This is a genomic window from Pedobacter sp. GR22-10 (genome assembly GCF_026239715.1).
Lineage (GTDB): Bacteria > Bacteroidota > Bacteroidia > Sphingobacteriales > Sphingobacteriaceae > Pedobacter.
In genome coordinates this window covers 459494-474804 of sequence record NZ_JAPIVR010000002.1, presented here as the reverse complement: position 1 = coordinate 474804, position 15311 = coordinate 459494, and the positions used below count along the sequence as shown (strand labels likewise).

The window sequence follows — 15311 nt, the reverse complement described above, 5'->3', positions numbered from 1 at the left end:
GTTTTAAGTCGTAAGTAAAAAACTTATAACTTAAAACTTACCACGTAAAACTACAAAAATGTTCAAATTAAACTTGAAAATCGCCTTGCGAAACCTTTGGAGAAACCGGGGAATAACTGCCATTAATGTTGGTGGTTTAGCTATAGCTTTGGCTGCTTTTATTTTGTTAGCCATGTACTTTACCTATGAAACCAGCTTCGATCAGACAAATCCTAACTACAATAATATTTATGTGGTTGGTAGAATTGAGCCTGATTTTAAAACCAATTACACTTCTCCTCCGCTCGTAAAAGCGATTAAGTTAAATTTTCCTGAAGTAGAAAATGCAGGGATCACCAAGATAAACCATTCATTGGAGTTGGCTATTAAAAATGGCAAAAATGCCATTTTTACGAAAAACATTTTGCAGGCAGATTACAATGCCGCCAAAATTCTGGACATTAATCCAATAGGTGGCTTGATCAAGCCATCGGGTGATGTAGAAAGATTAACTTATCTGAATGTTGAAAACGTTAAAACACTGTTTCCTGGTAAGAAAGACAATAAACCCGAAATGGTGAGCTTCGGATCTTCCAGTTCAGGAATAACCGGAACCATCGCCGGGGCTATTGTTAACAATGAGCATTCAAATTTTAGCTTCGACGGGGTATCCATAGGCAACGAGATTGGAAAGGGAGAAAACTATGGATATAATAATTATAATACCTTTATTCAGGTAAAACCGGGAACGGATGTTGAAAATCTTCAAAACAAAATCACCAATTTATACAGAGCTGAGCTATTAAAAGGCGAAACCGATGTAAAGACAATTGAAGAAATTAAGGGCGTGTCTATATTTTTAGATCCTTTGGCTCATCAACATTTAAGGCCTAAAGCAGGAAATGATACCCCTTATAAAATTTTAATAGCACTTTCTGTTCTTGGTGTTTTAATCTTGGTGATTGCCTGTATTAATTTCACTAATCTCAGCATTGCTCAGGCCACTAAAAGAGCGAAAGAGGTAGGCATTAAAAAAGTAATGGGCGCTTATCGCCTTCAGCTAACTGCTCAATTTTTAACTGAAATATTTATTCAGTGCCTGTTTGCAACAATTATGGCATTGGTTTTTGCTGAATCGGCATTGCCATACTTTAACAACTTGTTCCAAATTAATTTAACAATATGGCATGCCAATAATGACCTGTTCTGGCAATTGCCTTTAATTTTATGTCTGATTACCTTAATTGCTGGAACTTATCCCGCTTTAGTATTATCCGGTTTCAAACCCGCATTGGTGTTAAAGGGTAATTTTTCTACAAGTAAACAAAGCTCTTGGTTGCGGAATGGATTATTGGTTTTTCAATTCAGTATCGCCGTAATTTTCATTATTGGCTTGTTTATCATTAACGCTCAGCTTAAATACATGAGGAGTGAGGATTTAGGTTTTACGGCAAACCAGGTCGTGTACATCAAGAACATCAGTATGTTTAATAAGCCTGAAAAATTCACTCCTGTTAGAGATAAAATCTTAAAAATTCCTGGAATAAAATCGGCAACCGTGACCACTGATATCCCTGATGGTGCAGAAGGTGGGGCTAATGGTTATACTTTCGAGGGCGTGCAATCCAGCCTTGATTTTATAGATGTAGATTTTGATTATTTCGAGACGCTGGATATCAAGTTAAAAGAGGGGCGTTTTTTCTCAAAGTCATTTAGTACAGATACTGCGAATTCTGCTGTGATAAATGAGCGAACTGTTGCGAAATATGGCATGAAAAACCCCGTTGGAAAAACAATCAGAGGCTGCAATATTGATTATAAAATTGTTGGTGTAATTAAAGATTTTAAGGCTCAAGGCTTTGAAAGTGCCGTTCAGCCAACCATTTACGCAATTAAAAATCCTTGCGGCAATTATAAGACGCAAATCATGCTAAAAATTGAGGAAAATAAAATGTCTGATGCTTTGGCTGCTTTGAAAGCACAACGGCCTCAAATTAACCCTCAGGATGGTGAAGATTTCAGGTATGAGTTTTTAGATGAACTTTATGGCAAACTTTTTAAAAAACAAGAGCAGCTACAATCCGTGTTTTTTGCAGCGGCATTGCTCACCATTTTCATTGCTATTTTAGGTTTGTTTGCCTTTGCAAAATACATTACTAACGGTCGGATTAAAGAAATAGCTGTTCGCAAAATTTTAGGTGCAAGCGACATACAGATTTTTAAATTACTTAACAGTTCATTTTTTATCATGGTGCTTGCAGCTAACGTAATTTCATGGCCGGTCGCTTACATCCTTACTAAGAAATGGCTGGAAACTTTTGCCTACCGGATTGATTTACCTGTCCTTCCTTTTGTTAGCAGTGCAATCATTACCATTTTATTAACGGTGATAACGGTAAGCATTCAGGCAAAAAAAGCTGTGAGGGCTAATCCGGTTGATGCGTTGAAATACGAATAAAAATAAGGGATAAGTTATACGTTTTAAGTCGTAAGTGAAAAACTTATAACTTAAAACTTACCACGTAAAACTACAAAAATGTTCAAATTAAACTTAAAAATCGCTTTGCGAAACCTTTGGAAAAACAAAGGCTTCACTTTAATAAATATCGGAGGACTGGCCATTGGCATGGCCTGCTGTTTGATGTTGTTGCTTTATGTAAACTACGAATGGAGTTATGATAAACAGTTTAAAAACATTGATAAAATCTATATCACAGGGTTAAATCTGAAGATTAATGGTAAACTGGCCACTACCATGGCCATACCAAATAAGCTGTCGAAAGCTGCGATGGAAGAATTGCCCGGCTTTAAACGAAGTGCAAGGGCATCAAATGAAAATAATGTAAAACTGTACAGCCATGGCCAGGATAATTTCAAGCTCACCTCATTGTATGTTGATCCTGATTTTATTAAAATTTTTGATTATCATTTTATTTATGGCGATGCCAATACGGCTTTAAATGAACCCGGTTCATTGATTATCAACGAAAGCACGGCTAAAAAACTATTTGGCAATCAAAATCCTATCGGGCAAAGAATCACGTACGACGGAAAAAAGGAGCTTAAAGTCAGTGCTGTAATTGAAGATTTACCAAAGAATCAAACCATACAATTTGATGTCTTACATCCATGGTCATTTTTAGATCAGCTCAATCCCGGCGATAAAGAAAATCCCTGGGGCACTATTACATGTTTTACCTATTTCGAGTTAAAGGATAATGTATCGGTAGAAGCAACGAATCAATTGTTGCAGCATTTTATCGTGAATAAGGAGCCCGAATTAAAAAAAATGACGTATGAGCCATTCCTTTTTCCATTTGCTAAAATGCACTTGTATGATGATTTTGAGAATGGGAAATCTGTAGGTGGCCGTATGGATCAGGTGCGGCTATTTGTATTTCTTGCTTTTTGCGTGCTTTTAATAGCGTGTATAAATTACATGAACCTTTCTACCGCACGCTCAGAGAAACGGGCACGTGAAGTTGGAGTGCGTAAAGCTTTGGGTTCTTCAAGAAATACCATAATGGGACAGTTTATGATTGAATCGTTCATGCTTTCATCCATTGCCATGCTCATTGCATTTACGATGTTGGAAGTATTGCTGCCTTACTTCAATAATTTACTGGATATCAAAATCATCATAAAATATAGTTCAGCTCCCTTTTGGATCACGCTTTCCACTATGGTTTTCATTACGGGCTTATTGGCAGGAAGTTACCCCGCATTTTATCTTTCTTCTTTTATTCCAGTAAAGGTTTTAAAAGGATTTAAAGGTTCTGCAGGTTCACTATCTATCCGTAAAACTTTGGTGGTTTTACAATTCAGTTTATCAATTTGCATGATTATTTCGGCTATTGTCGTTTACAATCAGATTCAATATATGCGGGATAAACCTTTAGGATTTGATGTGGCAGCTTTGGCTCAAATTGACTTGGAAGGGGAGTTTGCCAAACCTGGTAAACTGGAGATTTTTAAGAATGAACTTAAACGAGCTGGTGCAATAGAATCGGCAAGCGAATATGCAGGTGCCTTTACCAGGGGTGGAAACATAACCGGCGATTTTTCATGGCCCGGAAAAGCAAAAAATGATGTTTCTATTGTGAGTTACAGAAGTACGGGATTTGATTTTGCCCATACCGCCGGCGTAAAAATTGTTGCCGGACGAGATTTCTCTCCCAAATTTCCTGCTGATACCTCTACTTCGCTCATACTTAACCAGCAGGCTGTTAAGTTGATGGAATTGAAAAATCCAATTGGTGCTATACTTCACTGGGGAGACAATCCACCACTTAAAGTGGTTGGCGTGGTGCAAGATTTTTTCAATGAATCTTTAGGTGCCAAGGTATCACCAACGGTTTATTATTACAACATCAAAAATAGCAAGTCTTTATTATTAAAATTAAATACAAAGCAGTCTCTAACAGCATCAATAGATATCATTAAACAGGTGAGTCAGCAGATCAATCCCGCTTACCCGGCGGAAATTAAATTGGTAAGCGAGGGCATGGCTGAAAAACTACGTAGTGAAAAATTACTAAGCGTACTTTCGAATATTTTCGGTGGTTTTGCCATTTTCATCTCTTGCCTTGGTTTATTAGGATTAGCGCTTTACATGGCAGAGCAAAGAAGCAAGGAGATCAGTATCCGCAAAGTTTTGGGTGCCAATTTATCAGATATTTTAATGCTGCTGAATAAAGACTTTATGAAGCTGGTTATTATCGCTAACATTATTGCTATTCCGGTAGCCTATGTTTCAGTTAGTAAATGGCTTGAAAAATATGATTATAAAATCGCCATTAATCCCTGGCCATTTGTACTGGCACTTTTAACATCGATTATAATCGCTGTTTTGACGGTGAGTCTGCAAACGTTTAAAGTAGCCAAAGCCAATGCGGTAGATGCCCTTAAATATGAATAAAAATGGCTGAAAGGCAGAAGGTTTGGAGGTGGAAGCCTTAAGTGCATCAAACCTCTAACCTTTCAACCATCAACCTTAAAAATATGTTCAAACTAAACCTAAAAATCGCTTTGCGAAATCTTTGGAAGAATAAGGGCTATACATTTATTAATGTGATCGGTCTTTCGATAGGGATGGCCAGTTGTATTCTTATTTTTTTATTTATCCGTTACCAATTAAGTTTTGATGAAGACTTTAAGAATGAAAACCGTATTTTCAGATTTGTAACCGATTGGAAATATGAGGCATTTGATGATTATTCTGCTGGTGTTCCCATACCAGTGGCAAAAGTGGCAAAAGATGAAATTCCAGGATTAGAAAAAACAGCAGCGATCGTAAGAAGAGGTAGTATTGTCCGCGTTCAGGATCGGAAAGGAAGAGATATCATAAAAAGCGATGAAGATGTATATTATGCGGAGCCAGACTTCTTTGAGATTTTTGGTATTAACTGGATTTTTGGTCATCCAACTCAGGCATTAGGTCAACCAAATACTGTTGTGCTATCTGAAACAAGCGCGAAAAAATATTTTGGTAATGCTCAGAATGCTATGGGCAAAAGTCTTTTACTTGGGACTAAAAATATCTGTAAAGTAAACGGCGTTTTCAAAGATATGCCCAAAAACAGCAGTTTTCCTTTAAAAATTGTAGTTGCCTATCAAAGTTTTCCGGATAAAGATGATAATTGCTGGGATTGTGTAAGTTCTGGCAATGAGTTCTATGTTTTGCTTCAGAAAGGTTTGACAGCAGCAGATATGACTGTTGCTATGAATCAGTTTAACAAAAATCATTATGCAGATAAAAAGATTGCAGGCAATCAGGAAAATAAGCTTCAGGCATTAAAAGAAATTCATTTTAGTGAATTGTATGATAATTTTTCCGATACATCAATCGGCCGAACAGAAATTTATGGTTTGGTGATCATTGGGCTTTTTCTGGTTATTACAGCTTGCATTAACTTTATTAATTTAAGTACGGCACAAGCCATTAACCGGGCGAAAGAGGTTGGTGTAAGAAAAGTAATGGGCGGTATGCGGAGGCAGCTGGTTTTACAATTTCTTCTGGAGACCTTTATGGTTACCCTTATTGCAATGTTGATAGCATGTGTACTGGCAGAACTGGGCATTCCTCATCTGCAAAATTTATTCAAAGTAAGTATCCCTATAGGATTATTCCAGCATCCGGTCATATTTCTATTTATGGTTGTATTGGTCATATTGGTTGGTTTTTTAGCAGGTTTTTATCCGGCACTGATTATGTCGGGATTTCAACCTGCATTAGCCATTAAAAACAAGGCTGCATTAAACAGCGGAGGATTGAGTCTTCGTAAAATTTTGGTCATTGTACAGTTTTCAATTTCTATTATACTGATCATCGCTACAATAGTGGTAATGAAGCAAATGGATTATATACAACAAAAACCTCTTGGTTTTAATTCCAGCGAAGTCGTCATGATTAGTATACCTACAGATAGTTTGAGTTTAACCAAACAAAATACTTTTAAAGAGCAAGCTTCAAAATTACCGGGTGTCGAAATGATCAGTTTTTGCCAGGACCCACCCTTATCGCAAAATGTAAACTCTTCTGATTTTACTTTTAACGGAATAAAAAATAAAGATTTTGAAGTACGAAGGATAAAGGCAGATGAAAACTACTTTAAACTGTTCAACTTAAAAATTATAGCCGGAAAGGTATTTTCAAAAAGTGATACGGCTAACGGTTACGTTGTAAATGAAACATTTCTTAAAAAAGTGCATATTATAAATCCGCAGGATGCAATAGGCAAGTTAATTAACTCTAATGGTCAGAATATCCCGATTGTAGGTGTGGTAAAAGATTTCAATGATAAGTCATTAAAAGAAAGCATCTCAGGGCTCACCATTGCTGCAGGTAAAAACCAGTATTACAGGGCCGCTATCAAAATGGATACCAGGCAACTTAAACTTGCGACGCAAAATATTGAATCATTATGGAACAGCACCTTTCCCGATCATGTTTATTATTCCTTTTTTGTTAATGACCGGATAAACAATTACTATGAAAACGAAAAAGTAACGGGGTTTTTATTCAAGGTATTTGCAGGCATAATCATCTTCATTTCCTTCATAGGTTTATTTGGATTAATTTCTTTCGTCGCAACACAACGAACCAAAGAAGTGGCCATCAGAAAAGTTTTAGGCGCCTCAACCATAGAATTGGTGAAAATGTTAAACGGGTCATTCCTTATAATGGTTTTTATCGCAAATCTCGTAGCCTGGCCGCTGGCGTATTTATTCGTTTTCAAATGGCTTTCCGGCTTCGCTTATCGTATTGATATCAGCATCTGGCCATTCATTTTGGCAATGGTCATATCTATGACAATAACTTTAATAACCGTGAGCATCCGCTCCTATAAAGCAGCTGTTTCCAATACGATTGATGCACTTAAATACGAATAAAGCTAAAAGACCAAAGACTAAGCATTTGCTATTGTCCTGATACTTGATAATAAATACTTGATACCAATATGTTCAAACTCAATCTAAAAATTGCCTGGCGTAACCTCTGGAAAAATAAGTTATACGCTTTCATTAACATCTCAGGCTTGGCCATTGGGTTAACTGCCTTCGTCTTGCTGCTGTTATATGTTAATTATGAGGAAAGTTATGATACATGGTCGCCAGATTTGAAGGATGTTTATCAGGTAAGGGCATATCATACATACAGTTCGCCAGATAACAGACAATATTGGCAAACGTCAAATGAAAGTAGAATTGCAGCATTGCTGAAACAGAACATTCCGCAAATCAGTGCCATTACAAAAGTTGAAAATGATTGGTATCAAAATTATGCCCTGACGGTTAAGGGTCGTAAATCGCTCATGGTTAGGGGAATCCGCGATGCAGATTCGGCATTTTTTAAAGTGATGCCATACCGGTTTTTAAAGGGCAATGGAATCACTGCCCTCAACAAACCCAAGAGCATTGTTTTAAAAAAAGAAGTGGCATTAAGACTTTTTGATACAGAAGATGTTATTGGTAAAACGATTAGCATAGTAAGGTGGGAAGGTGATGCCCTAACGGATTTTACTATTACAGGCGTAGTTGATGAGCCAGTTACGCCGCAAAGTGTTAATTTTTCCGGTATTATTCGTACCGGTATGTTCGATAAAGATGATCAGCATCCATCTGTTCACAAGTATACAGAAATTTATGCCCGGTTGTTCAGCAAAGCTGACCTGAATCAGCTAAATGAAAATATTCGTAAAGTTTACACCAATAACCTTAAAAGTACATTTATCAACGGCCAAAATTCGTATGCAGATTATCTTAAATCTGGAAATGTGCCAGATTGTAAGCTGTTGCCCATCAATGAAGCGCATCAAAACCCGCCGTTTACCGCTGGCTGGACAGAAAAGATAAAGCCTGTTTCTCTGATCGTGACCTTTTTACTCTTAATATCCATTATTAACTTTATTAACTTGGCTACAGCACAATCTTTTCAAAGGGCGAAGGAAGTTGGTGTTAAGAAAGTGCTTGGCTCCAATAAAGGCTTACTGATGAAGCAATTTTTAATGGAAACAGGACTGCAAAGTTTATTTGCTTTATTAATTTGTGGCGTGCTCATCGAATTATTTTTACCCGTTTTTAATGAGCAGCTCGACTTACATATTACTTTCTGGTCAAATCAGAAATTGTTTTTTATACTGTTGCAGCTATTTGGATTATTCTTAATCATCACCCTGCTGGCCGGCTTTTATCCGGCAAAGGTGCTGTCAAATTACAAACCTGCTACGGTATTAAAAGGAGTTTTTTCTAACAGTCATAAAGGTTTGGCCTTACGTAACTTATTAATTGTATTGCAATTCGTGATTTCGGTCACATTGATTATTGCCATAGGAATTATGCAAAGGCAGGTAAGCTTTATGAATCAAAAAGACCTGGGTTTTGATAAGAGCCGTGTGATCAATATCAGTACTAACTATAACGAGAAAATAGCAAAGGAGATCAGGAGGGTTTCTGGTGTACAATATGTTGGCTCTACCACGCAAGTCATCGGAAACACTTATGCCTATGCTGACAAGATTAATTTTAAAGGTAAAAAATTGGATTTAAATATGGTTACGGTAACCATGGAAGCATTCCCCGCCTTAGGTATAAAGCCATTACAGGGGCGTCTTTTTTCATCACTTTATAAACAAGATACTGTAAATACGGTAGTACTTAATGAATCTGCAGCGAAGGCATTGGGGGGCAATGTTGTTGGACAACAATTCAGGTCCTATGAAAATGTTTTTCAAATCATTGGTGTGATTAAAGATTATCATGCAGAATCGTTTGATAAAACTATTATTCCGACCATTTATAAGGTGACTTATCTGGGGGGAATGAGTTCAAATGGAAATTTACTGGTTAGGTTTAACTCCGATCAATATGAGGGTATTATCAGAAAAATTGAGGATGTATGGAAAAAATATTATCCAAATTACCCTATGAATTATGAATCTTTGAGTCACGCATTCACCAATAGTTTAGCAGAAAATAATCGTTTTATGAATATGATGATTATATTCAGTGTTGTTTCCGTTTCTCTTTCTTTATCTGGTTTATTTGCTTTATCTACCTTTGTTTCGAAACGAAGAACAAAAGAAATTGCCGTAAGAAAGGTACTAGGCGCATCAAATATGCAAATCATTAATCTGCTTAATAAATCCTTTCTGATTTTAGTTATGGTAGCTAACCTCATCAGCTGGCCTGTAGCCTATATCTTAATTAAAAAATGGCTTGATGGATTTGTTTATCGGATTGATATGCCGGTTTTACCCTTTATCATGGCCACAATTACCTCTGTAGTTATAGCCGTTTTAACCGTAAGCATTCAAGCCAGAAAGGCTGCTATTGCTAATCCTGTTAAGTCACTTAAATACGAATAGCGCAAAGCGGTTAAGTAGGGGGCTAAGTGCTTTAGGTCTCTTCATCATATCGCTTCTAACCCCTAAACCTCTAACCTTGTTTAAACAATCTTGATACTAAAATAAAATGATCGAACTTAAAAACATTGAAAAATACTATTCCAGCAAAGGCATTAAACACTATGTATTGCGCCACGTCACTACCAGTATTAAACAGGGTGAATTTGTTTCCATCATGGGCCCATCCGGTGCCGGAAAATCTACTTTACTGAATATTTTGGGGATGCTGGAAGAACCTACTTACGGCACTTATGAGTTTCTTGGCGAAGATGTAACTACTTTAAATGAGCGGAAAAGGATAGAACTTTACCGTAATCATATCGGTTTTGTGTTTCAGGCTTATCATTTAATTGATGAGATGACCGTTTACGAAAATATTGAAGCCCCGTTATTGTATAAAAAGGTTGGCAGTGCGGAAAGAGCCAGCAGAATTGCCGATTTATTAGATCGTTTTAATATTGTTGCGAAAAAAGACTTATTTCCAAACCAGCTTTCCGGAGGGCAGCAGCAACTGGTGGGCATTGCCAGGGCACTGGCCGCACAACCTGGCATTATTCTGGCTGATGAACCAACCGGTAACCTTCAGTCGGCACAGGCGGAAGAAATTATGCAGCTTTTTCAAAAATTAAATAAAGAAGATGGCATCACCATTATCCAGGTTACCCATGCAGAAAAGAATGCAGCGTATGGTAGCCGTATTTTGCACATTGCTGATGGTGTGGTAAAAGATGACGTTTCCGTAAAGCCTATTCAGGCAGTTTAACTTTATATATCCGGTAAGGATAGTCTGTTCTGTCCTTGCCCTTATTGTATTTTTCCTGCCGGTTCAGTTGCGAGCAACTCAGGTACAGGTAGCCGTCATCACCTATACCGAAAGAATCTGGCCAGCTTAGCCTTTTATCGGTTACTAAGGTATGCAGCTTTCCGTCCGGGCTCACATATTTAACCGAATAATCAGGTGATGAACTGAGGTAAATATTTCCTTTTTTATCGGCAATCATGCCATGACAAACACCGGTTTCAGCCACCATTTCTACCCCTTCAGAAATCTGTGTTTCACTTAACCTGGTATCTGCCAAATATTCCGTTTTAATTCGGTACAGTTTAGTTTGATTAATGGCCCTGAAATAAAAATATTGATTGTCATGTGTTAAAGCTATCCCATTTACATTGGAAGTGAAGGGTTTGCCTGCATGATCCACCACATCACGATTATCTAAATGAAGGATAAAGCCTGGATTAGCTAATGTAGCTGTATCCTTTTGAAGTACTGTTCTTGATTTTCCGGTTTTCAAATCTAATACTACAATCGCACTTAAACCCGGATCTGATAAATAAGCCAGTTGTTTGTCGTGATCAACGACGATATCATTCAGTGCGCTTTTATCTTTTGGTAAATCGTCAAAATGGTAAACATTTACTACTTTGTTGTCTGCCAGGTTAATTTGTAATAATTTAAAGTGGCCTTCTTTCTTTTGAGCCTGATCACTCCCGAAAATAGATGCACTGCCTCCTGGCCTGGAATCCAGGACCCATAAGAAATTCTTTTCATCAGCATATAAATCCTGTACGCTGACAAAATGGTTTCTCGTATTGATGGTATCAGTTTTATTCCATTCCTCATCCGGAAAAGGCTTTCTTTCGCCGTCAACGATTTCTGTTAAACCATATAAATATGGCTCCCGCTTTGGAAATGACACAAACAGTCGGTTGGTTTTGGCGGAGACAGTCACCCCGATAGGCTGATATTTTCCAAAGGAAGCCACTTCCATAAGTGTAGATTCCTGAGCCATTATTTTGGTGTTAAATAAAATGCTGATAAAGAACAGTATAGGGGGGGTGTATTTTTTCATGAATGAATTCGCCAGGTCACTCTTAAATAACCTTAAACTAAAGCAGAATGTTTTTCACCCGGTTAAGTTATCTTTGTTTTATGCAGAAATCTTTTACAGACCAGATGGGGAAGGAGATCACCATTAATTTTCCACCAAAAAGAATTATTTCTATTGTACCCTCGCAAACTGAGCTCCTCTTCGATTTGGGGTTAGACCTGGAGATAATTGGTTTGACGAAGTTTTGTATTCATCCGATTGAAAAATTTGCGGAACGAACTAAAGTGGGAGGCACCAAAAAATTACAGATAGATTTAATTAGGGCGTTGAAACCGGATTTAATCATTGGCAATAAGGAGGAAAACGCGCAAAGTGATATTGAAGAATTGGCGATAGATTTCCCGGTGTGGATGAGTGATATTTTTACATTGGAAGATGCCTTGGAAACCATTACTCAAATCGGAGCATTGGTTGATCGGGAGCCGGAAGCTGGTTACCTGAATCACCTGATTACTGCTGGTTTCAGAGATTTGCAAAGCCTTGCGTTGCAAAATAAGATCGACAAAAAAGTGGCCTATCTGATCTGGCGGAAACCTTTTATGGCGGCCGGAAAAAATACTTTTATTAATCACATTTTGTCGCTGAACGGGATGACCAATGTAATAAAAGAAGACCGCTATCCGGAAATTACACTTGAGGAACTGCGCACGTTAAACTGCGACCTGATCCTGCTTTCATCAGAGCCCTATCCGTTTGGTTCAAAGCATATTGATGAAATCCAGGCTGCTGTTCCAGATGTCAGGATCATGCTGGTTGATGGTGAAATGTTTAGCTGGTATGGCAGCCGTTTGGTAAAGGCCGTTCAATATTTTTTTGAGTTTCAGAAAGAACTTTATGGGTAGCATTTTTTAAATTGTCGCATTATTAAGATTTACCTCGTTATATCCGTAATTATGAAAAAAATACTTGTATTATCACTATTTATAGCCATTTTTTCCGGCTGTACCTCTTTTAAAGATTCAAATACGGCAAATCGTGCAACAGCGACCGGAACCATTGAAAAAATTGGCATAACAACCTTTCAATATGGTACACATTTGCTTACCACTCCAAATAAGACCTATGCGTTGAAAAGCGGCTCCATTAACCTTGATCAGTACATGAACAGAAAGGTGACGGTGAAAGGCAATAAGGTGAAAGGTTATCCTGTTGATGGTGGGCCTGAATTGTTAGATGTGACTTTAATTAAGTTTTAGAGTACTATTCCTGCTGGCCAACTTTGCTGCTGATGTCATTAATTTTATGCATTAGTACGGCGTGATCAGCAGGAATGTTAGTTTACTAAACCCGATTGTCGCGAAAAGCCCCGGTTTTTTCTACCGGGCTTGCAGCAAAAAGCGGGACTACCGAAACCGATTAGCACTGAAACTGCTTTTCTAATAAATTTTAAATAAAATTTTTCTCCCTCAAAATTAAATACTTAGCGTTTTTGACTAAATATAATTGAAGATTTTTATGCGATACCTTTTGAATATTCAATCTTGTTTCTATCTTTGCAGTCCTTACAACATCCTAACTGCGGAAGTGGCGTAATTGGTAGCCGCACCAGACTTAGGATCTGGCGCTTCACGGCGTGGGGGTTCGAGTCCCTTCTTCCGCACAACAAGATCAAGGCCGTTCCGATTTAAACATCGGAACGGTTTTGTTTTTTAAAACATTGATTAATAACAACGGGGGTGATTTGCGAACATTAAGCTTGTCTCACATCTCACTTCTCAATACTCATATCTCAAAAAATGAATATTACACAGGAAAAAACCGGCAACTTAAATGCTGTTGTAAAAATCAAGATCGCACCTGCTGATTATAGTACCAAAGTAGAAAAAGCCATTAAAGACCAGGCTAAAAAAGCACAATTACCAGGTTTCCGTAAAGGAATGGTTCCGCCTGCCCACATTAAAAAAATGTATGGCAAAAGTATTCTGGTTGAAGAAGTGAATAACCTTTTAAATGACACTTTGTCTAATTACATCGCTGAACAAAAATTAGAAATTTTGGGTCAGCCGTTGCCGCAGTTGGAAAATGAGCGTGAATTTAAATGGGATAATACAGACGAATTTGAGTTCGATTATGAGCTGGGTTTAGCACCTGCCTTTGATGTAAATGTATCTTCAAAAGATAAATACACAGAATATGTGATTAAGGCTGACGAAAAAACTTTAGAAGAGCGTGTTAAAAATATCCGTCGCAGTTATGGCAAAATGACCAATCCGGAGGTTTCAGCCGAAGGTGATGTATTATACGCTGAACTGGTGCAATTAGGTGCAGATGGTGCTGTTTTCGAAGGTGGCATTGCAAATAGTGCAACGCTTCGTTTAGATTTAATTAAAGATGAGGCGATTTTGAAAACCTTAGTTGGTTTGAAAAAGGACGATGTGGTAGTCATTAACTTAACAAAAGCACTTGATGATCAAGCTGCGGTTGCAAAAGCATTAAATATCTCTGAAGAAGATGCTGCTGATTTAAAATCTGATTTCCAATTAACGGTTAAGAATGTGAACCGTTTAGAAGAGTCTGATTTAAACCAGGAGTTTTACAATAAAATTTTTCCGGATGGTGCTGTAACTGATGAAGCTGCTTTCAGGGCAAAAATTGCAGAAGAAGTAGAAGGCATGTTTAAACAGGATGCAGAACGTAAGTTATCTAACGATATTTATGAAGACCTGTTGAAAAAACATACTTTTGAATTACCTGATGAATTTTTACGTCGCTGGTTAAAAGCCACAAACGAAAAATTAACGGATGAAGAATTAGCGGAAGGTTATGATGATTTTGCTAAAAACCTGAAATGGACGTTGATTGAAAATAAAATCATTAAAGATAACAGCATCGAAATTAAATATGAAGATGTGGTTCAGGCTGCTAAAGCAAAACTGGATGCACAATTCAGAATGTACAGCCCGGCTCCGCTTCCGGAAGATCAGCTGGCGCAATACGCTGTTCAATTCTTACAGGAAAAAGAAAATGCTAACCGTGTTTTCGAAGAAGTAAAAGCATTAAAAACTTTCGAACAAATTAAATCTATCGTTACGCTTGAGCAAAAGGATATTGATTACGATAAGTTTGTGGAGTTAGATAAACAGTAGGGTGTTTGGTGGTGACCGTAAGGAGCTTTTAAATTGCCTGAACTATTCTTATATTTAGTAATGGCTCAATTTAAATTTCAATCGCTCGAAGTTTGGCAGTTGTCAATGGCATTAACCGATAAACTTCTTGATATTGCTGACCGATTGTCAGTAGATAAAAAATATAGATTTGCAGAGCAGCTCAATGGGGCTGCTCTTAGCATATCTAATAATATTGCAGAGGGTTCCGGATCTGTTTCAAACAAGGAATTTGCTCATTATCTGAATATTGCGCATCGATCTGCTTTCGAAAATGCAAATATTTTGGTAGTATTGGAAAGAAGAAAATATATTTCTGACACAGAACTGCTTTATTATCTGGAAGAATTAGATAAATTGGCACGGAAATTAACAAACTTCAGGAAATATTTATTAAAATAATAATCCGGTTTGGCTCTCGTTATTCAGAC

General features: G+C 37.4%; 10 protein-coding genes and 1 tRNA gene. 10 read left to right on the top strand and 1 reads right to left on the bottom strand.

The features are described from left to right. The first annotated feature begins 58 nt into the window (after nt 1-58). From OQX64_RS09435 to OQX64_RS09415, 5 genes are all read left to right on the top strand, one after another. On the top strand, nt 59-2437 hold the full coding sequence (locus OQX64_RS09435) for an ABC transporter permease (RefSeq protein WP_265818578.1): 2379 nt from the start codon (nt 59-61) through the stop codon (nt 2435-2437). A gap of 78 nt (nt 2438-2515) precedes the next feature. Beyond that, entirely contained in the window at nt 2516-4897 is a 2382-nt protein-coding gene (locus OQX64_RS09430; protein ID WP_265818577.1) for an ABC transporter permease, read from the top strand. Between the two features lie 83 nt (nt 4898-4980). After that, entirely contained in the window at nt 4981-7371 is a 2391-nt protein-coding gene (locus OQX64_RS09425) for an ABC transporter permease (RefSeq protein ID WP_265818576.1), read from the top strand. Nucleotides 7372-7439: 68 nt separating this feature from the next. Continuing rightward, nucleotides 7440-9845 (top strand): ABC transporter permease, encoded by a 2406-nt coding sequence (locus tag OQX64_RS09420; protein ID WP_265818575.1) that lies wholly within the window; start codon nt 7440-7442, stop codon nt 9843-9845. 106 nt (nt 9846-9951) lie between these two features. Then, nucleotides 9952-10647 carry an ABC transporter ATP-binding protein gene (locus OQX64_RS09415; RefSeq protein ID WP_265818574.1) on the top strand — a complete coding sequence of 232 codons (696 nt, stop codon included), beginning with the start codon at nt 9952-9954 and terminating at the stop codon, nt 10645-10647. Here the strand turns inward: OQX64_RS09415 and OQX64_RS09410 are convergent. Further along, nucleotides 10631-11677, bottom strand: coding sequence for an L-dopachrome tautomerase-related protein (locus OQX64_RS09410; RefSeq protein ID WP_265818573.1), 1047 nt, complete (start codon nt 11675-11677; stop codon nt 10631-10633). The two genes, OQX64_RS09415 and OQX64_RS09410, sit on opposite strands and share 17 nt — an antisense overlap. A 140-nt stretch (nt 11678-11817) precedes the next feature. On the opposite strand from OQX64_RS09410, the gene OQX64_RS09405 reads away from it, so the two are divergent. From OQX64_RS09405 to OQX64_RS09385, 5 genes are all read left to right on the top strand, one after another. Further along, a complete protein-coding gene (locus OQX64_RS09405; protein ID WP_265818572.1) occupies nt 11818-12618 on the top strand; it encodes an ABC transporter substrate-binding protein in 801 nt (266 codons plus the stop codon). A 51-nt stretch (nt 12619-12669) separates the two neighbouring features. Then, the gene (locus OQX64_RS09400; RefSeq protein WP_265818571.1) at nt 12670-12972 is read left to right on the top strand and encodes a hypothetical protein; all 303 of its coding nucleotides are present in this window, start codon (nt 12670-12672) and stop codon (nt 12970-12972) included. Between the two features lie 322 nt (nt 12973-13294). Then, nucleotides 13295-13376, top strand: a tRNA-Leu gene (locus OQX64_RS09395). A 136-nt stretch (nt 13377-13512) separates the two neighbouring features. Next, complete coding sequence (gene tig, locus OQX64_RS09390; protein WP_265818570.1) at nt 13513-14862, top strand: trigger factor; 1350 nt, start codon at nt 13513-13515, stop codon at nt 14860-14862. Between the two features lie 60 nt (nt 14863-14922). Further along, nucleotides 14923-15282 carry a four helix bundle protein gene (locus tag OQX64_RS09385; protein ID WP_265818569.1) on the top strand — a complete coding sequence of 120 codons (360 nt, stop codon included), beginning with the start codon at nt 14923-14925 and terminating at the stop codon, nt 15280-15282. The last annotated feature ends 29 nt before the right edge of the window (nt 15283-15311 follow it).

Coding starts and splice junctions, on each gene's coding strand:
- OQX64_RS09435 (WP_265818578.1), top strand. CDS start 59: ATGTTCAAATTAAACTTGAAAATCGCCTTGCGAAACCTTTGGAGAAAC.
- OQX64_RS09430 (WP_265818577.1), top strand. CDS start 2,516: ATGTTCAAATTAAACTTAAAAATCGCTTTGCGAAACCTTTGGAAAAAC.
- OQX64_RS09425 (WP_265818576.1), top strand. CDS start 4,981: ATGTTCAAACTAAACCTAAAAATCGCTTTGCGAAATCTTTGGAAGAAT.
- OQX64_RS09420 (WP_265818575.1), top strand. CDS start 7,440: ATGTTCAAACTCAATCTAAAAATTGCCTGGCGTAACCTCTGGAAAAAT.
- OQX64_RS09415 (WP_265818574.1), top strand. CDS start 9,952: ATGATCGAACTTAAAAACATTGAAAAATACTATTCCAGCAAAGGCATT.
- OQX64_RS09410 (WP_265818573.1), bottom strand. CDS start 11,677: ATGGCTCAGGAATCTACACTTATGGAAGTGGCTTCCTTTGGAAAATAT.
- OQX64_RS09405 (WP_265818572.1), top strand. CDS start 11,818: ATGCAGAAATCTTTTACAGACCAGATGGGGAAGGAGATCACCATTAAT.
- OQX64_RS09400 (WP_265818571.1), top strand. CDS start 12,670: ATGAAAAAAATACTTGTATTATCACTATTTATAGCCATTTTTTCCGGC.
- tig (WP_265818570.1), top strand. CDS start 13,513: ATGAATATTACACAGGAAAAAACCGGCAACTTAAATGCTGTTGTAAAA.
- OQX64_RS09385 (WP_265818569.1), top strand. CDS start 14,923: ATGGCTCAATTTAAATTTCAATCGCTCGAAGTTTGGCAGTTGTCAATG.